We start from the raw sequence: 18,091 nt of genomic DNA, 5'->3' as shown, positions 1-18,091 counted from the left end.
GCCGTGGTCGTTACAGCGGTCGATCATCACCGCGATCGAGTCGCGGTCGTCGTTCATCGAGTTGGGGCCGAGGGCGAACGCCGACTCGTACTCGTAGGACTCCATCCGGACGTTCATGTCCCGGCCCTTGTGCTGGTAGCTGACCTCGACTTCCTTCTTGCAGGCGACCGGACAGGAGTGACAGGTCGGCTCGTCGACGAGGATGTTCTCGCGGACGTTCTCGCCCGAGACCTTCTCCGAGTCGAGCAGGCGCTCCTCGCCAGGGGCCTCGCTTTCCGAGGCGCTCCTGGTCGAGGTGTAGCGTGCGTTCTTCGTCGGGAGACCGTCCATCTCCTCGCTGACGTTCATCAGGACGTTCGTCCCGTACAGCGAGAGGCCGCCCTCGTTCGGCGCCGTCACTTCGGACTCCCTGATCGCCTGCATCGCCTGCGTGTGCCCTTCTTTGAAGGTCTCTTGGTCGGCGGGTTTGGGCATCTTCGTCGTCGACTTGACGACCACCGCCTTGAGATTCTTCGACCCCATCACGCCGCCGGTGCCCCCGCGCCCGGAGGCCCGGTCGTCCTCGTTGATGATGCAGGCGTAGCGGACCTCGTTCTCGCCCCCTTCACCGATAGCCATTATCGAGAGGTTCTTGCCGTAGGCGCCGTCGACCTCCTCCTCGATCGCGTCCCGAGTGTCGTGGACGCCGTCGCCCCAGAGGTGGGACGCGTCCCGGAGTTCGACCTCGCCGTCTTCGACGTACGCGTAGACTGGGTCGTCGGCCTGGCCCTCGAAGATGAGGCCGTCGAAGCCGGCCCACTTGAGCCGGGCGCCCGACCAGCCGCCGTGGTGGCTGTCGGTGACGGTGCCCGTCAGCGGGGACTTCGTGCAGACGGCGATGCGGCCGCTCATCGTCGTCTGGGTGCCGGTCAGGGGACCGTTCATGAAGACGAGCGGGTTGTCGGGTCCGAGCGGGTCGACGTCGGGTCCGGCCTCGAAGACGTACTTCGCGCCCAGTCCGCGGGCGCCGATGTACTTTTTCGCGTCCTCGTCGTCGATCGACTCGTGGGCGACCGACCCGTCGGACAGATCGATTCGGGCGACGTTGTCGTGGAAACCGCCGAGTTCGGTCATGGTAAGGGTGTACGGTTCAGTACGACGGCTGGTCTGTTAGGAGTTAGCACCAAACGATAACCGTATGCGGTTACGTCGACGCCGTCGGCCGCGGCTCCGCCCCGGTCGTGACTCGGTCCCGAAGTCGCCTCGGTCCCGAAGTCGCCCGCTGGTCAGAGCAACAGCGAGATGACGGCCAACACGAGGAAGATCAACACGAAGATCCGGGCGATCTCCATCGTGACGCCGGCCACTCCCCGGGCGCCGACCGCGGCCGCGACGATCGCCAGGACGAAAAAGACGATCGCCCAGTAGAGGAATCCACCATCGGCGATCTGCAGCGGGGCAACTTCGAACATAGCCGGGCTTCCACATCACCCTAAATAAAACGACGGCACGGTCCAGCGACGTTTGTCCCGGTCTACGGGCGTAACGGACGCTGTAATCCGTGCGATCGATAGGGGGTGATCTCGTTCCCCGCCGTCAAGCGTAGCCCGGTCCATCGGGCCGCCGTCGTGCGTAAATCGGTCCATCGGGCCGCCGTCACGTGTGAGGCTGTTTCCGCCGCATGCCGTCTTCGCGGCCGGACGATTTTGGGTCGGACGGCTCCCGACGTGATCACTACGACGGACTCTCACCCGAACTGACAGCAGAAAGGTATGTTTATGCGGTGCCGTGTCAAATGGTACCACATGGCTCTCAAGGGTCCGGGCTCGCCGTTCGAGCGCCTCCGACAGAAGTACGAGGACGCGGAACCGCACTGCGTGGAGTGCGGCTTCGTCGACGAGGAAGGCGGCTGGCGCGTTCGGGCGACCGGTAGTCGCGTCCGTTATCAGCACACCTGTCGAATCTGTGGCGCGAGCAACGTCCGCGAGCTGCGGCTTTGAGCCGCCGGCGCGGGGGCGTCTCCCTCGTCGACGCGAGCGGCGCGTCGGTTCGTCCCGAGATCGATCTTCGGCCGCACCGTCCCGTCGCGCAGACGAAGCCGCTTTACGCGCCCGGTCGCTTCGTCCGGTAATGAGCGAACCCACGCCCGAGGTCTACGAGCAGGGCAAGGGGATGGACGCCCACAACCAAGTGATGCGGGAAATCCGCGCCCGCAAGGAGGCGAGCTACGATCCCCACGAACCCACGCGCGTGTGGCTGGACGAGGACAACACGCCCACCGGCGTCACGGAGAGCCTGACGATCATCCTGAACACCGGCGGCTGTCGCTGGGCCCGCGCCGGCGGCTGCACGATGTGTGGCTACGTCGCCGAGTCGGTCGACGGCGGCAGCGTCAGCCACGACGCGCTGATGGACCAGATCGACGTCTGTCTCGCCCACGAAGCCGACCGCGCCGACGAACCCGCCGAACTGATCAAGATCTACACCTCCGGTTCGTTCCTCGACGAGCGAGAGGTCGGCGCCGAGACCCGCCGCGCGATCGCCGAGACGTTCGCCGACCGCGAGCGCATCGTCGTCGAATCCCTGCCCGACTTCGTCGACCGCGAGAAGATCGCCGACTTCACCCGCCACGGCCTCCACACCGACGTCGCGATCGGCCTCGAGACGGCCACCGACCGCGTGCGCCACGACTGCGTGAACAAGTACTTCGACTTCGCGGACTTCGAGGACGCCTGCGCGGAGGCGGCGGCCGCCGACGCGGACGCGGGCGGTGACGCGGACGCCGGCGTCAAGACCTACCTCCTCATGAAGCCGCCGTTCCTCGCGGAATCCGAGGCCGTCGCCGACATGATCTCCTCGATCGAGCGCTGCGCCGCCGTCGAGGGCTGTCACACCGTCTCGATGAACCCCTGCAACGTCCAGCGCTACACCATGGTGGACGAACTCTACTTCCGCGACGGCTACCGCCCGCCGTGGCTCTGGTCGGTCGCGCACGTCCTCGAGGAGACCGCCGACGTGGACGCGATCGTCGTCTCGGACCCCGTGGGCCACGGCTCCGACCGCGGCCCCCACAACTGCACGGAGTGCGACGATCTGGTCCAGAAGGCGATAAAGGACTTCGGCCTCCGGCAGGATCCCTCGGTCTTCTCGCAGGTCTCCTGTGAGTGCGAGGCCACCTGGGAGGCGGTGATGGAACTGGAGGCGAGCTACAACCAGCCGCTGGTTCGCTGACGGGACGCCCGTCGGATCCTCGCGGCGAACGGTGCTGCCGGGACGCCCGTCGGATCCTCGCGGCGAACGGTGCTGCCGGGACGCCCGTCTGCTCCTCGCGGCGAACGGTGCTGCCGGGACGTCGCCCCGGGTCAGGACGGGTGCTGGTGACGGAGCTTCTCCCCGACCTTCCCGGGAATCGGCGTCAGGCAGTCCTTGCACTTCCAGGTGGGATAGACGCCGGTGTCGTCTTTCTCCATGTCCTGTCGAAAACGGAGCGTCGCGCCACACGTACAGCGGTGGGTCGGTCCGCTCATGCGGAACCGGTCGGGGCGAATCGTCATAATTCTCACGTCGTCCGTTCGGTCCCGAGAAACGGTCATCGTCTCCGATCTATCGCCCAGACGGACATTCTGCGCACGGGTCAGACTCGGCTCTCGGCGTGCCGACCCGCCTCGCCGCCGACGGTCGCCCGGTGGAGGTGGGTCGTCGCGGTCGGATTCCGTTGGCGGGTCGTCCCGAATCGGCCGTCGATTCGCCGCGGATCGACGACCGCCCGCGTCGAAATTTGGAATGTTTACTACAGACTGTGTAATTTTCTTACTAACGTACCATCAGAGATAAATACGCGCCCGTGGCACCACTCTATCAGATGATTCCGATCGACGATTCCCCCATCGTGCGCGACGGAAAGGTGCTGATTCTGGCGATGGACCACGGGCTGGAGCACGGTCCCGTAGACTTCGAGGAGGTTCCGGAGAAGCTCGACCCGTCCACGGTGTTCGAAACGGCGACCCACGACGCCGTGACGGCGATGGCGGTCCAGAAGGGCGTCGCCGAGGGCTACTACCCCAGCTACGAGGACGACGTCGAGCTCCTGATGAAGATCAACGGCACCTCGAACCTCTGGATGGGCGAGCCCGACTCGGCGGTGAACTGCTCGGTCGACTACGCCGCCGAGCTCGGCGCCTCGGCCGTCGGCTTCACCGTCTACGGCGGCTCGAACCACGAGATCGAGATGGTCGAGGAGTTCCGCGACGTCCACGAGGACGCCCGGGCGTACGACATGCCCGTCGTCATGTGGTCGTACCCGCGCGGCCAGGGGCTCAAGAACGACACCAAGCCGAGCACGATCTCCTACGCGACCCGGCTCGCGCTCGAACTCGGCGCCGACGTCGCGAAGGTCAAGTATCCGGGCAGCAAGGAGGCGATGGCCCACGCCGTGCAGTGCGCCGGCGACATGAAGGTCGTCATGAGCGGCGGCTCGAAGACCTCCGACTACGAGTTCCTCTCGACCGTCGAGGCCGTGATGGACGCGGGCGCGAAGGGACTGGCCGTCGGCCGCAACGTCTGGCAGCGCGAGGACCCGACCCGGATCCTCGACGCCCTCGAGAAGGTCATCTACGAGGGCGAGACGGCCGACGCCGCCCTCGAGGAATGAGCGACGCCGACGCGACGGCCGACGACGCCGACGCGGTCGAGGCGGTCGTCGACGTGATCGCCCGATCGGCGGACGAGATCCGTCGGGGGCTGGTCGGCCGCCGCGAGGACGTAGACGAGGAGAATCCCAGCGGCGAGACCCAGGCCGAAGCGGACGTCTGGGCCGACGAGCTGCTCGGGGAGCGCCTGGCGGCCATCGAGGGCGTCGCCGAGTACGCGAGCGAAGAGCGCGTCGAGATCTCCGCCGTCGGTGACGGCGACCTCTACGTCGCCGTCGATCCGCTCGACGGCTCCTCGAACCTCAAGTCGAACAACACGATGGGGACGGTCTTCGGGATCTACGACGAGCCACTGCCGGCGCCGGGGACGTCCCTGGTCGCCTCCGGCTGGATCCTGTACGGCCCCATCACGACCATGGCCTACGCCCGGGACGGGACCGTCGAGAAGTACGAGCTGACCGACGACGAGCGCACCCTCGTCGATCCGGACGTCACGCTCCCCGAGGACCCGCTCGTCTACGGGTTCGGCGGCCGCGTTCCCGACTGGCCGGCGGAGTTCGAGGCGTACGTCCGCGAGATCGAGTCCGACCCGTCGCTCAAGCTACGCTACGGCGGCGCGATGATCGGCGACGTCAACCAGGTGCTCACCTACGGCGGGATCTTCGCGTACCCAGCCCTCGAGGACAGCCCGCGGGGGAAGCTGCGGCTGCAGTTCGAGGGGAACCCGATCGCGCACCTCGTCGAGTCTGCGGGCGGGCGCTCCTCGGACGGAACCCGCTCGATCCTCGAAGTCGAACCGGACGAGCTCCACGACCGGGTGCCCGTCCACGTCGGCAACACGAAGCTGATCGAGCGCCTGGAGGACGCGCTCGAGTGAACCGTAGCGGGGCGATTCGATCGCGACCGCCGTTCTGACCGACGGCCCACGGCACCGGCGGCACGACCTGGCCGCTGGGTTCCGGTCATCGCCACCCCGTCCGGACGGCTAGGTTCGCGGCATCGACGCCCTACCGGAGTCGCGATCACCACGAAATCACTCCGGTTCGTCGCTCGTAGAGCCTTGCTTCGGTTCGTCGCTCGTAGAGCCTTGCTTCGGTTCGTCGCTCGTAGTTCCTTGCTTCGGTTCGTCGCTCGCAGTGACGCGGTTCGGTTCGTCGCTCGTAGAGCCTTGCTTCGGTTCGTCGCTCGTAGAGCCTTGCTTCGGTTCGTCGCTCGCAGTGACGCGGTTCGGTTCGTCGCTCGTAGCGGCGCACTCCGGCTCGGGACCGCCGTCGGTCAGGTGCACGCCCGGATCGCTCTCGTCCGGACCGTCCGTTTGCGGCTCGGCATCGGGCGCTTCGCCGTCCGCGGCCGCCTCGTTCGACGAGCGCCGCCCGTTCAGCTGGACCAGCGCGACGGCGCCGACGAGGACCGCCGCGTAGAACCCCCAGCGGGGCCAGCCCGTCGCCAGGAACAGCAAGAAGAGTCCGATCACCCAGAGCGCCGCGGCGAGGAGGAACCACGCCGCGCCGACGACGGCCCGCCCGTGCGCCCGGTATCGTTCGTTCTCGATCATGCGTGGTGGCGGCGTGCTGGTTCGACCATGGTCAGAAGTGGTAGCCGTGTTCGTCGGTCAGCGCGTGGGCGGCGATCCCCCAGACGTGATCCTGGCCCGGCCACCAGGTCCTGGCGCTGTTGATCGACGCGATCAGCGCGCCGTCGGCCAGGTCGGGATCCGGGTGGTAGGTGACCGAGCCGCTGTCGCCGTCGCTCATGTCGGCTTCGGTTCCCCACCGAAGTTGGCCGCGTCGGCAGCTGTCGGCGGTCACGCAGGTGGCGGCGTCGACGCCGTGTATTCGCCCCTGGGTCCGACCGGTCGTCCCGCCCATCTTCTCGACGTACTCGCCGCGGGCGATGAGGTCGGCGAGCCCCCAGAGGGTGTACTGTCCGGCCACCGGGATCGGATCCACGACGTCGAGCTCGCTCCCGGGCGTGAACTCGTCCGTCGACCGGGCGACGGCGACGTCGGCGTCGGGGAGTTCGTCCGTCACGTACCCGATCTCCGGCCGACTGGTGGTCCGGTTGGCGGGGAGCCGCAACGGGGCGCCGATCGCGGAGTCGCCCGCGTAGGCGTGTAAGGCGGTGGCGAATGTGGGTTCGTCCGCCTCGGGATGGTAGAGCGCCGGCGTGACCGTCGCGTAGCTGTCTCTCGTCTCGCAGCGGACGCCGCCGGGGACCGGATCGATGTTGGGGTACGGGACGAGGTGTGGCTCGGCATCTTCGTCGAGGTCGGTCTCGAAGTGGTCCAGCGCGTCGACCCCCTCGACCTGCAGCGAGACGTCGTCGAACGACCCGTCCCAGTCGAGGTCGATACGCGGGAGGAGGCCGGCCAGATCGCTCGGCAGGCTCCGCATGTCACCGTCCCTGAACCCGATCGATATCCGGGCCGACCCGTCGTCGTACGAACCGGGGACGACGGCGCTGTTGACGTAGCCCGGAATCGAGAGCCGCGTCAGTCGAGCGTGCACTTCGAGGGCCGCCGAGACGGCCGCGTGCCACCGCGCGGGGACCTCCCGCGTCCGACGCTCGACCGTCGACGGATCGTCCGGGTCCGGTCTGACGAGCGCCGCGTCGACGGTGACGGTCCCGCCGCTCGCCGTCAGGTAGTCGTCGACCCCGAGTACGTGCGCCACGCCGAGGGCGTACCCCGCGCCGGCCGCGTTGCGGAGCACCGTTCGTCGGTCGACGTGGAGCTCGCTCGAGTCGGTGGGCGCCTCGCCGTCCGAGGGCTCTCCCGTCGGGACCGAAGGCTCTTCCCGCCCCGCTGGTTCGTCGTGTGCGTCGGCCATGCTCCCACGTGGACGGACCGATCGCCGCGTCTCGCCGCGCCCCGCCGCTCCTGCGCGCCGGCCGGTCCGCCGTACGCTACCTCTAGACGTCCGTTAGGGGGTTCCAGATTCTGCTTGCACACTCCTCCCAGGTTTTAACCGCCGTCCGGGTGTATCCCGGCGGTAGCGCGTGCCGAACGCGCCGCCGCACGCCTCTCTCCGAGCCGCGCCGCTCGTTCTGAAAAGCTCGTCGCGCCGTTCGGGAGATAGGGCGTTCGTTCCGAAAATAGGGCGCGCGTTCTGGCAACGGGCCGCTCTACCTCGGGGACGTCGTCGCCCGGTCCACCCGACGCCGATCGTGTCCACGTTCGCCCCGGTCGTGGGACGTCGACGCCGGACCAGGTGTCGACGGCCCGTCCGTGTTGTCGTCCCTTCCAGCGGCGATCGGACTCGTTCGAGCGCGTTCGATCGGCTTCGGACCGCCGACTCGAATGGAAAACGGTTTGGGGCCGACCCTCGCAGATTTTGCCATGAAGGTGCGCATTTCTGCCGGCGCGTCCGCGGCGGAGGCGTCGGCGATCGCCGCCGCGATGGCCGAGCACGTCGGCGACGACGTGGAGGTGTACGTCGGCGACGAGAGCGAGCCGACGGCGGTCCGGGAGGTGACCGCCGCCCCCGGCATGAGCGCCGGTGACGCCGCCGCGGCGGGGACGATCGGCGCGACCGACGGCGACGGCGTCACCGTCGAGAGCGACGAGCCCGGGCCGACCGAGCGCGAGCGCAAACTCCGGGAGGAGATCGCCGAGATCCTCGAAGGCGGTCACGAGAAGTACAAGGAACAGCTTCCGGAGGAAAACAAGCTCTTCGTCCGGGAACGCCTCGACCTCTGGTTCGGCGGCGAGGACGACGAGTTCCTCTTCGAGGACGGCAAGTTCGCCGAGTTCGACGCCGACGACCGGCTTCCGGCGGACGCGCTCATCACGGGCGCGGCGACGTTCGAGGGTCGGGACGTCCACTTCATGGCCAACGACTACACCGTAAAGCGCGGGAGCATGGCCGCGAAGGGCGTCGAGAAGTTTCTCCGGATGCAACAGCGCGCGCTGAAGAGCGGGCGCCCGGTGCTCTACCTGATGGACTCCTCCGGCGGCCGGATCGACCAGCAGACCGGCTTCTTCGCCAACCGCGAGGGGATCGGCAAGTACTACTACAACCACTCGATGCTCTCCGGCCGGGTGCCCCAGATCTGCGTGCTCTACGGCCCGTGCATCGCCGGCGCGGCCTACACGCCCGTCTTCGCGGACTTCACCATCATGGTCGAGGGGATGTCGGCGATGGCGATCGCCTCCCCGCGGATGGTCCGGATGGTCACCGGCGAGGACATCAGCATGCAGGACCTCGGCGGACCGGACGTCCACGCCCGCGAGTCGGGCTCGGCCGACCTCGTCGCGAGGGACGAGGAGCACGCCCGCGAGCTCGTCGCCGACCTCATCGCCTACCTTCCGGACAACGCGGACGAAAAGCCCCCGCAACGGGACGCCATTCCGCCGGCGAAATCCCCCGCCGAGATCGACTCGATCGTCCCCCAGCACCCGAACCGCGGCTACGACATGGTCGACGTCATCCACCGGATCGTCGACGAGGGCTCGTACTTCGAGCTCAAACCCGACTACGGGGCGGAGATCATCACCGCCTACGCCCGAATCGGGGGGCGCCCGATCGGCATCGTCGCCAACCAGCCGGCCCACCGCGCGGGCGCGATCTTCCCCGACGCCGCCGAGAAGGCCGCCGAGTTCATCTGGAAGTCCGACGCGTTCAACGTCCCGCTGCTGTATCTCTGTGACACGCCCGGCTTCATGGCCGGCTCGCAGGTCGAGAAGGACGCGATCCTCGAGAAGGGCAAGAAGTTCATCTACGCCACCTCCTCGGCGACGGTGCCCAAGCAGACCGTCATCGTCCGCAAGGCCTACGGCGCCGGCATCTACGCCATGGGCGGGCCCGCCTACGACCCCGAGAGCGTCATCGGGCTTCCCTCCGGCGAGATCGCGATCATGGGCCCCGAGGCCGCGATCAACGCGGTCTACGCCCGGAAGCTGAACGCGATCGACGACGAGGACGAGCGCGCGGAGATGGAAGCCACGCTCCGCGAGGAGTACCGCGAGGACATCGACATCCACCGGATGGCCAGCGAGGTCGTCATCGACGAGATCGTCCCGCCGAGCAGTCTGCGGACCGAACTCGAGAACCGCTTCGCCTTCTACGAGGACCTGGAGAAGGAGCTCCCGAGCAAGAAACACGGGACGGTCCTGTAGTCGGCGCCGCCGTTCCGAGGTCGATCCGCCTTCCTGGCGTTCGGGCGTCGATCCGCCACCGTCGTCTTCGCGGCGTTCCGTCGTCGATCCGCCACCGCCGTCTTCTCGGCGTTTCGGCGTCGATCCGCCACCGCCGTCTTCTCGGCGTTTCGGCGTCGATCCGTCACCGTCGCCGTCACCCCTTCTCTCGTGTATTCGTCCTCGGCGCGACCGTCGTCCGTCGAATCCGGCCGTCGGTCCCCCGCAGTCGCCGCTCTCGGCCGGCGTTCTCCGGCCTCGACTCGGCGGTAGGCTAGGGTTACGCCAGGTCGCTGGCGGATACGCCTGGGATAACAATGTCACGGTTCGTGGCGGTTCCGGTCGTGACGCCCCGCGGGCGGCCGCGGGCCCGGCGACCGGTTCGACTCCGGCGGGGCGCGTATGAGTTCCGACTGGGCGACGCCCGCAGTCTGGCGGCTGGGCCTGACCGACGCCGAGGGGCTCGAACGCGCGCTCTGGGGACTGGTCGCGTTCTCGCTGGTCGGCGACATCGTCACGACGTTCGTCGGCCTGCACATCGGTCTCGCCGAATCGAATCCGATCGCGCGAACCGCCATCGAAGGCTGGGGCGTCCTGGGGATGATCGCCCTGAAAGCCGGCGCGGTCGCCATCGCGCTGGCCTGCCGGCCGCTGGTCGACCGGGCGTACCGCCCGATCATCCCCGCGGCGCTGGCGATCCCGTGGACCGCCGCCGTCCTGATCAACCTCTACATGATCTCGTTGGTGGCGTGATCGGGCGCCGACTCCGCTCCGACGGCGGCGACGCCTCGTTCGACCTAGAGCTTCGTCGCCGCCGCGAGCGAGATGTCGATCGCCCGCGCGACGTTGTTCTTCGCCTTCTCGGGGAGCTCGTCGTCCTCGGTGTCGGTCCCCTTCTGGGTGCCCTCGACGAGGTTCCCGTCGACGGTGCAGATGGCGCCGGCGCGCAACCCCTTCCGGCGGGCGAGCGTGAAGATCGCCGCGGCCTCCATCTCCACGGAGAGCAGCCCGGCGGCCTCCCAGTCTTCGACGTACTCGTCGGTCTCCGCGTAGTAGGCGTCGTCGCTCGCGATCGGACCGACGTGGACGTCTTCGCCCCGGTCCCCGGCGGCGTCGACGAGCGCCGAGAGCACCTCGTAGTCCGGCACGGCGGGGTACTCGACGTCCTCGTAGCGCCTGGTCGTCCCCTCGTTCTTGGCCGCGCCGGTCGCGACGATCATGTCGCCGATCTCGACGCCGCGCTGGAGGGCGCCGGTCGTCCCGACGCGGAGGACGGTTTCGACGCCGACCGCGGCGAGCTCCTCGACGGCGATCGCGGCCGACGGGCAGCCGATGCCCGTCGAGCAGATCGTCAGCTCCCGGCCCTCGTAGGTGGCGTTGACGACCTTGTACTCGCGGTTCTCGGCGACGGTCTCGGCCGACTCGCAGTGGCCGGCGATCCGATCGACTCGGCCCGGGTCCCCCGGAACGAGCGCGAGGTCGGTGACGTCTCCCTCGTCGACCAGCAGGTGCGGCTGGGTCATGGTCGCCGTTTCCCCGGGCCGAACCAAAAGCGATCCGCTCTCGGCGACGCGCGAGCACCCCGGCGTCGCTCGCCGGGTGACCCGTCACCGGTCGGCCGGGAGACGCGACGTCCGATCGTCGCGACTTACCGCGGGGACGCGTTCTCGAACACCCGAACCGTCTCGGGTCTGACGACGACGGTCGCGTCCTCGACGGTGAACCGGACCTCCCCGCTCCCCCGCGGCGTGCCGTCTGGACGGTCCGCGAACAGCGCGTCGAGTCCGTCCGGGTCGACGTAGTCGTACAGCCGCGGTATTCTGTCGGCCGCCGCCTCGTCGTAGAATCGTGCCAGCGCGGACGCGACGGCGACGCTCGGCGATTCGCCGGTAGATCTACTGTACTCCACCCACCCTCGGCGGGCCCCGCTTCGGGGGCCGTAGTCGCCACTGCTTCGCTCTCTCATGTCTCTCTCTGGGCCCTGTATCGGGCTATCTGAGGGGCCAACGGCTCGTGTAATAAAAATTCCGTCGGACAACGTCGCCTGAGAACGTCGCCGACTCGGCGGTCTCGTCCCCTCGCGAGGTCGGCTCACTCCCGGGCCGCCAGGAATCGTTCGACGGCGGTCCGCGACGGGGCGGTGCGCGCGCCGTCCCGACGGACCGTCAGCGCGCCGCAGGCGTTCGCGTATCGCAGCGCCCGTTCGAGATCGTCCGTCTCGCAGGTCGTGGCGACGAAGCCGGCCGCGAACGCGTCGCCCGCGCCGGAAGCGTCGACCGACTCCACGTCGAACCCGGGGTGGTGGTAGGTCGCGTCCGGCGCGTGAACGGCGGCCCCGTCCGCGCCCGCGGTCACCACGACGACTCGTTCGCCGAACGCCAGGTGGCCCGCCTCGCTGCCGAGCAACGCCTCCGCTTCGCGACCGGTGGCGAAGACGACGTCGGCGCGCTCGATCGTGGCGTCGAACGGCCGATCGCCCAGTCGCCGGCCGGGATCGAAGCTGACCGGGATTCCGGCGTCTCGCGCGATCCGCGCGATCGCCGCCGCCGTCTCGGGGCGCTGGCTCGTCAGGTGGACGTGATCGGCCCGGCGCACGACCGCCGGGTCGACGTCGCTCGGCCGGACGGCCTCGTTCGCGCCGTCGTTGCCGAGCACCGCGACCTCGCCGTCGTCGTCGACGAGCAGGTACTTGCAGGCGGTCGGCGTGCCCTCGACCGTTCGCACTCCGGCGCAGTCGACGTCCGTCGCCTCGAGCTCGCTCGCGAGTCGCGCGCCGTGTTCGTCGTCGCCGACGCTCCCGATCAGGGAGACGTCGACGCCCTGGCGGGCGAGCGCGACCGCGACGTTCGCGGCGCTGCCGCCGCCGGATTGGCGGCGCGATCGGATCGACGCCTCGGCGTCCGGCGCGGGGAGGCGATCGATCCGGAGGGTGACGTCCCAGTTGACGTGACCGGCGACGAGCACGTTCGGCATGCGACCGCCAAAACGACCTCCGCGGGCAAAATCCTGCCGCCGATTCGCACGTCGTCGGTGCCCTCCGGGTCGGTCGATCTGGGAGACGGACGCCTCCGACGGGGAAACGAAGCGTGGACAACCGTCAGCCGACGCGACGGGTCCCTTCGACTGTCGGCGGAACGAACAGACCCGACCGGCGCCGGGGGGAACGGGCGAGCGCCGCCCGCGGGCTCTCGATCAGGCGCCGGACGTGACGGTGAACAGCAACACGTTGTGGACCCCGGGGCCGAACCCGACGGCCGCGACGAACGCGAGCACCAGCCGGCCGAATCGCGGCCGCTCGCGGACGAGGTCCACGAACAGGCCGACCACGACGACGGCGAGGGCGATCTTCACCAGCACGAACAGCCAGCCGGCGCCGAGGTACTCGTAGGTGGGGAGGGATTCGGCCGCCTCGAGGACGAGCAGCGAGAGCGGCACCTCCTCCGCGGCGCCCAGCAGGTCGTACCCGATGGCCGTCGAGACGCCGTCGAGCGCCTGGGAGAAGACGACGAAGGCGCCGGTGGCGCCGGTGACGGCGGCGACGTCCGTGAACCAGAGGCTCACGACGATCCAGACGACCGCGGTGACGACTCCGGTGATCACGATGGCGATCGTCGGCCAGAAGGGGTTGAACTGGCCGGCCTGGTAGCCCAGCCAGATCGTGAGCGACGCGACGACGGCGAAGAACGCGGTCCCGGTGATCCCGACGAACGCGGGGATCGACCGGTAGAGCCCGGCCGCGTGCAGGAAGTTCGCCACGATCCAGACGAGTCCTGCGGCGATCGCGATCGTCACGTAGACGCTGGGCGTCCCGAACAGCGGCTCGATCGCGGCGGGGAACGCCCCGACGGGTTCGCGCTGGAGGACGTGAAACGCGGACCCGAGCATCATCCAGGGTGCGAACGCGATCACCGTCCTGTCGGTCACGGGCGGATCGATCGCCCACAGGAGCGCGACGACTCCCGACAGCCCCAGTACGAGCGGCACGACGAAGTACCACGGCGGAATCGCAAATCCCTCCGGCAACACCATATGTGATTACAGGCTCACAGCAGGGTCAAACAAGTTGCGGTTGGCTGCGAGCGCCGCTGAGGGGCACGAACCGTTCGACGCCGAGGGTCGGCCGTCCGCCGGTCCTCGTTCGTCGGGTCGGGGGCGGTGCGCGCGGGCAGCGTTGTAGCGGTGCGGACTGCCAGGTCGGGGGCGGTGCGCGCGGGCAGCGTTGTAGCGGTGCGGACTGCCAGGTTGGCGGCTGTGCCCGCGGGCGGGTCAGTTACGGTCCGCGTCTCCGGTTTCCGTCCCGCTCGCGTCCCGGGGGTTCGGCGGATTCGCGTCGCCGGCTCCCGTCCCGTTCGCGCCGCCCGTCGTGTCGGTCGGTTCCTCGTCGACGCGGGGCGCCCAGGGTTCGGCGGTCGTCTCCCCGAAGAGCTCGCGCATCAGGACCACGATACTTTCCGGCGGGAACTGGCCGTGCTCGGTGACGATCGCGTCCACGTACCGCGGCGGCGTGACGTCGAAGGCCGGATTGGCGACGGTTAGCTCGTCGTCGCCCTCGGCCGCGGTGAGTTCCGTCCGCCGTTCGGGCGAGAGCACCTCCGCGGCGTCGCGCGTTTCGATCTCGACGGTGTGACCGGTCATCGTGTCGGGGTGGAGCTTCAGGGTTCCGGCGGCGACCGTGACCGGCACGCCCGCGTCGCGGGCGGCGATCGCCAGTCCGCGGGTGCCGATCTTGTTGACGACGCTTCCGTCGGCGGCGACGCTATCTGCGCCCACCAGAACGTGATCGGTCCGGTCGAGAAAGCGCGGGGCGGCGCCGTCGACGATCAGCGTCACGGGGACGTCCCACTCGCGGAGCTGTGTCGCGGTGATGTGGCCCTGGTTGCGCGGCCTGGTCTCCTTGACGATCGCCTCGATCTCCTTGCCCTCGGCCAGGGCGGTCTCGACGCAGGCGAGCGCGTCCGTGGAGTGACAGTGCGTCATCACGACGTCCCCGTCGCGCAGCCGGTTCGAGCCGACGCGACCGAGGCGCGCTTGGGCCTCCTGGAGGTCCGTCCGGAACGCCTCGGCCCTGGCCACGGTCGCCGATCGCAACTCGGCGACGGTGGACCCCTCCATCCCGCGGAGGACGTACCGAAGCGCGTTCGGCAGGCTCACCGCGGTCGGTCGGGTCTCGTACAGCTCCCGCGCGGCGGACCGAAGCTGGCGGCGGAACGCGGCGGGCGTCTCCGCCGTCGACTCGCGGGCCTGGGCGGCCAGCGCCGCGGCGGCGGCGTCGGCGATCGTCGCCGCGCCCCGGACGTCCATCTCGGCGATCGCGGTCGCCGTCTCCCGGACCGTCGGCTCGATTTCCGTGCCCTGTTCTTTCATACCACCCGTTAGACCTCCCGACCCAAAAGCCGGTGGGGCGAGTCGAACGCGCTGCGAACCTCTCCCGGAGTCGGTCAGGTCGAGAGCCCGCCCGCCGCTCGCGACGGGGACCGAGCCCGGTACGGGGGCGGGGACGCGGATCGGGTCCAGGCCGGCGGTACGAATCGCGCTCCGGATGGTGAGGCGGATCGGGTCCAGGCCGGCGGTGCGGACTGCGCTTCGGACGGCGACGGGGATCGCGGACCGGTCGGCGTGCGCGCTTTTTTACGGTTCCCCGGAGAGACGTCACCATGGAACGGAGCGAACTCGCCCCGCTGATCGACCACACCGTCCTGGGTCCGGAGACGACGCCGTCGGACGCGAGGGCCGTCTGCGAGGCCGCCGCCGAGTACGGAGCCAACGCCTGCATTCCGCCGTGTTACGTGTCCGACGTCCGCGAGGAATTCCCCGACCTCACGATCGCCACCGTGGTCGGCTTTCCCCACGGACAGCACGCCTCGGCCGCGAAGTGCGAGGAGGCGGTCCGCGCCTGGCGAGCGGGCGCCGACGAGCTGGACGTCGTGGTCGCCGTCGGCCGGCTGAAAGCCGGCGACGACGAGGCGGTCGAGGCCGAACTCGCCGAGCTGGTGGCCGCCGTTCCCGTCCCCGTCAAGGTGATCATCGAGACCGCGCTGTTGTCGGACGAGGAGAAGCGCCGCGCGTGCGAGGCGGCGGTCGAGGCGGACGCGGACATGGTGAAGACGTCGACGGGGTTCGCCGACGGCGGCGCCACCGTTCCGGACGTCGAGCTCATGAGCGAGTACCTGCCGGTGAAAGCCAGCGGCGGGATCGGATCCTACGAGGACGCGATGCGGATGATCGACGCGGGCGCGGAGCGAATCGGCGCTTCGAGCGGGATCGAGATCCTCGAGAGCGCGCCGGAGGGGTGAACGAACCGGTCGGCACGCACCGGGCCACGTCGCGACGATCGCGCGACCGTGGGGGTCCAAGGCCCTTCGCGCCGACGACGGGCGGCCCCGTAGGGACGGGGATTCTCGGGACCAGTCGCCGGTGACAGTCACCAAAAACAGACAGCGAACTGATGTACGTCCGGTGACTATCGGCTCCGAGAATGCGCTCGTGGCCGCGATACCTCTACGCGCTGGGAGTGCTGTTCCTGGCGACCGCCGTCGGACAGTCCCTCGTCAAAGTTGGCGGTGGCGGTCCGCCGCTGGAAGCGCTGATCGACTTCGTACTGGTCGGGCTGCCCGGCGCGTTGATCCTCTACGTCGGTCGCCGGCTGTCCCGCTCGAACGTCGACGAGTCGCTGTACCCGCGCATCGCGGGCTGGTGTCTCGCCGGCGTGGGCGTGATGTTCGTCTTTCTCTTGTTCCGTGCGGCCCATCCCGGGGTGGGCGAGTCCTTTTCGTTCGCAACGCGAGCGATCGCGCTGGCGATCGGTTCCGTGGCGGGGCTCGCGATCGGCGTCCACGACGCTCGGGCGCTCACCCGGGAACGGGAGGTCGAGCGCCGGAACGAGGCGTTGAACCGAACTCGCGATCAACTCGAGCGACGCAATCAGGAGCTCGACGGTACGCGCGAGCGCCTCGAGGAGGCCGTCGAAGAGCTCGAGGCCTCCAACGAGCGTCTCGACCAGTTCGCCACCACCGCCTCGCACGACCTCCGGGAGCCGCTGCGGATGATCTCGCGGTACCTCGAACTGCTTTCGGACCGACACGCCGGCGACCTCGACGACGAGGCGACGGAGTTCCTCGAGTTCGCGACCGACGGCGCCGACCGGATGCGGACGATGGTCGACGACCTGCTCAGGTACGCCCGGGTGGAGAGCGAGGGCGAGCCGCTGGAACCGGTCGACCTCGACGCGGTGTTCGCCGACGCCGTGACGGACCTGCAGGTGCGGATCGAGGAGACCGACGCCGACGTCGAGGCGGGGCCGCTCCCGCGCGTCCGCGGCGATCCGGGCCAGCTGCGCCAGCTGTTCCAGAACCTCCTCTCGAACGCGATCGCGTACAGCGGCGACGAGCCGCCGCGGATACGCGTCTCGGCCGACAGGGTCGACGACGCGTGGGTCGTCTCGGTTCGCGACGAGGGGATCGGCATCGACCCCGCGGAACAGGATCGCATCTTCGAACTCTTTCAGCGCCTCCACGGGGTCGACGAGCACGACGGATCGGGTATCGGACTCGCGCTCTGTCGGCGCATCGTCGAGCGCCACGGCGGCGAGATCTCCGTCGATTCGACGCCGGGCGAGGGGTCGACGTTCTCGTTCACCCTGCCGGCCGCGGCGGAGGCGTCGAGACCGGCGGGACCCGCCTCCCACGAGTAGCTCGACGACGACCGGGAGTAGCGCTACCGCCCGGAGCCCGCGAGCGACCGCTCTCCGCCGCCCGTCCCCGCCGGCCGTGACATCAACGACCCAACAGTTATCGGGGGCGAGGAGAAACGGGGTCACATGGCCACCGAGGGGCGCCGCTCCGATCGCGACCGACTCGGCCGCGCCGGCGTGGCCGTCGCGACGTACCTCGTCGCCGCACCGATCGCCGTCCTGGTCGGCGTCTACGGGGTCGCGCTCGCGACCGGCGTCGCGTTCGGCGACCTGGTGTTCGCCCTCACGGTTGCGACGCTCCTCGTCTGGTACTCGTACGGTCGCGGCGGCGATCGGATGGAGACCCTCGTCTTCGCCCGACCCGCGTCGGAGGGAGACGACGGGATCGGTCCGGAGGGCCCGACCGCGGGCCGAATCGTCGCCGCGCTGACCGCGACGGTGACGCTGGGGTGGCTCGTGCTGCTCGCGGGGTACTGGCTCGGCTGAGTCGGTTCGAGGCGACGGTCGAGGCGAACCGCCCGACGACGAGGTCTCTCCTCGCATCGTTCGCCACCTCGCGGCTCGCGGTTCCCTGCGGTCACCGCTCGCAATATCGAGATTCCTCGCTGGCGCTCGGAGTCTCGCGGCTCGCGGTTCCCT

19 protein-coding genes are annotated in these 18,091 nt (G+C 69.3%); 9 read left to right on the top strand and 10 right to left on the bottom strand.

What is annotated here, in order from left to right; genetic code table 11:
- Both QZT59_RS13570 and QZT59_RS13565 read right to left on the bottom strand, forming a co-directional pair.
- On the bottom strand, positions 1–1,113 hold a 1,113-nt coding region (locus QZT59_RS13570; protein ID WP_290817381.1), incomplete at its 3' end, for an aldehyde ferredoxin oxidoreductase N-terminal domain-containing protein.
- A gap of 152 nt (positions 1,114–1,265) precedes the next feature.
- Positions 1,266–1,451 carry a DUF1328 family protein gene (locus QZT59_RS13565; protein WP_290817378.1) on the bottom strand — a complete coding sequence of 62 codons (186 nt, stop codon included), beginning with the start codon at positions 1,449–1,451 and terminating at the stop codon, positions 1,266–1,268.
- 333 nt (positions 1,452–1,784) lie between these two features.
- Between QZT59_RS13565 and QZT59_RS13560 the strand changes: the two genes are divergently transcribed.
- Complete coding sequence (locus QZT59_RS13560; RefSeq protein ID WP_290817375.1) at positions 1,785–1,979, top strand: HVO_0649 family zinc finger protein; 195 nt, start codon at positions 1,785–1,787, stop codon at positions 1,977–1,979.
- 130 nt (positions 1,980–2,109) lie between these two features.
- Positions 2,110–3,210: an archaeosine biosynthesis radical SAM protein RaSEA gene (locus QZT59_RS13555; RefSeq protein ID WP_290817372.1), complete on the top strand. Its 1,101-nt coding sequence runs from the start codon at positions 2,110–2,112 to the stop codon at positions 3,208–3,210.
- Between the two features lie 131 nt (positions 3,211–3,341).
- On the opposite strand, the gene QZT59_RS13550 is transcribed toward QZT59_RS13555, so the two are convergent.
- Positions 3,342–3,506, bottom strand: a complete 165-nt coding sequence (locus tag QZT59_RS13550; protein WP_290817369.1) for a hypothetical protein — start codon at positions 3,504–3,506, stop codon at positions 3,342–3,344.
- Positions 3,507–3,841: 335 nt separating this feature from the next.
- Between QZT59_RS13550 and QZT59_RS13545 the strand changes: the two genes are divergently transcribed.
- Both QZT59_RS13545 and QZT59_RS13540 read left to right on the top strand, forming a co-directional pair.
- Positions 3,842–4,630 (top strand): class I fructose-bisphosphate aldolase, encoded by a 789-nt coding sequence (locus QZT59_RS13545; protein ID WP_290817365.1) that lies wholly within the window; start codon positions 3,842–3,844, stop codon positions 4,628–4,630.
- Positions 4,627–5,505, top strand: coding sequence for a class 1 fructose-bisphosphatase (locus QZT59_RS13540; protein ID WP_290817362.1), 879 nt, complete (start codon positions 4,627–4,629; stop codon positions 5,503–5,505). The genes QZT59_RS13545 and QZT59_RS13540 overlap by 4 nt, the downstream gene beginning before the upstream one ends.
- 156 nt (positions 5,506–5,661) lie before the next feature.
- On the opposite strand, the gene QZT59_RS13535 is transcribed toward QZT59_RS13540, so the two are convergent.
- Positions 5,662–6,183 carry a hypothetical protein gene (locus QZT59_RS13535; RefSeq protein WP_290817359.1) on the bottom strand — a complete coding sequence of 174 codons (522 nt, stop codon included), beginning with the start codon at positions 6,181–6,183 and terminating at the stop codon, positions 5,662–5,664.
- A gap of 31 nt (positions 6,184–6,214) precedes the next feature.
- Entirely contained in the window at positions 6,215–7,456 is a 1,242-nt protein-coding gene (locus tag QZT59_RS13530) for a hypothetical protein (RefSeq protein WP_290817357.1), read from the bottom strand.
- A gap of 509 nt (positions 7,457–7,965) precedes the next feature.
- Between QZT59_RS13530 and QZT59_RS13525 the strand changes: the two genes are divergently transcribed.
- Positions 7,966–9,744, top strand: coding sequence for an acyl-CoA carboxylase subunit beta (locus QZT59_RS13525; RefSeq protein WP_290817353.1), 1,779 nt, complete (start codon positions 7,966–7,968; stop codon positions 9,742–9,744).
- 420 nt (positions 9,745–10,164) lie between these two features.
- Positions 10,165–10,515 (top strand): DUF5658 family protein, encoded by a 351-nt coding sequence (locus QZT59_RS13520; RefSeq protein ID WP_290817350.1) that lies wholly within the window; start codon positions 10,165–10,167, stop codon positions 10,513–10,515.
- A 44-nt stretch (positions 10,516–10,559) separates the two neighbouring features.
- Here the strand turns inward: QZT59_RS13520 and QZT59_RS13515 are convergent, their stop codons facing one another.
- From QZT59_RS13515 to QZT59_RS13495, 5 genes are all read right to left on the bottom strand, one after another.
- Entirely contained in the window at positions 10,560–11,285 is a 726-nt protein-coding gene (locus QZT59_RS13515; protein ID WP_290817347.1) for a nucleoside phosphorylase, read from the bottom strand.
- 125 nt (positions 11,286–11,410) lie between these two features.
- The gene (locus QZT59_RS13510) at positions 11,411–11,671 is read right to left on the bottom strand and encodes a HalOD1 output domain-containing protein (RefSeq protein WP_343195779.1); all 261 of its coding nucleotides are present in this window, start codon (positions 11,669–11,671) and stop codon (positions 11,411–11,413) included.
- A 182-nt stretch (positions 11,672–11,853) separates the two neighbouring features.
- On the bottom strand, positions 11,854–12,735 hold the full coding sequence (locus QZT59_RS13505) for a carbohydrate kinase family protein (protein WP_290817341.1): 882 nt from the start codon (positions 12,733–12,735) through the stop codon (positions 11,854–11,856).
- Positions 12,736–12,954: 219 nt separating this feature from the next.
- Positions 12,955–13,791 carry a DUF63 family protein gene (locus QZT59_RS13500; RefSeq protein WP_290817338.1) on the bottom strand — a complete coding sequence of 279 codons (837 nt, stop codon included), beginning with the start codon at positions 13,789–13,791 and terminating at the stop codon, positions 12,955–12,957.
- Positions 13,792–14,028: 237 nt separating this feature from the next.
- Positions 14,029–15,126, bottom strand: coding sequence for a ribose 1,5-bisphosphate isomerase (locus QZT59_RS13495; RefSeq protein WP_290817335.1), 1,098 nt, complete (start codon positions 15,124–15,126; stop codon positions 14,029–14,031).
- A gap of 290 nt (positions 15,127–15,416) precedes the next feature.
- Between QZT59_RS13495 and deoC the strand changes: the two genes are divergently transcribed.
- The 3 genes from deoC to QZT59_RS13480 all read left to right on the top strand — a co-directional run bounded on the left by deoC (position 15,417) and on the right by QZT59_RS13480 (position 17,938).
- Complete coding sequence (gene deoC, locus QZT59_RS13490; RefSeq protein WP_290817326.1) at positions 15,417–16,055, top strand: deoxyribose-phosphate aldolase; 639 nt, start codon at positions 15,417–15,419, stop codon at positions 16,053–16,055.
- Between the two features lie 182 nt (positions 16,056–16,237).
- Positions 16,238–17,452 (top strand): ATP-binding protein, encoded by a 1,215-nt coding sequence (locus QZT59_RS13485; RefSeq protein ID WP_290817318.1) that lies wholly within the window; start codon positions 16,238–16,240, stop codon positions 17,450–17,452.
- 126 nt (positions 17,453–17,578) lie between these two features.
- Positions 17,579–17,938: a hypothetical protein gene (locus QZT59_RS13480; RefSeq protein ID WP_290817315.1), complete on the top strand. Its 360-nt coding sequence runs from the start codon at positions 17,579–17,581 to the stop codon at positions 17,936–17,938.
- The last annotated feature ends 153 nt before the right edge of the window (positions 17,939–18,091 follow it).

The sequence above is a fragment of the Halovivax sp. genome, from assembly GCA_007119345.1.
Classification (GTDB): Archaea; Halobacteriota; Halobacteria; order Halobacteriales; family Natrialbaceae; genus Halovivax.
Note: the sequence above shows the minus strand (reverse complement) of the source record. Positions and strands in the feature narration are given on the sequence as shown.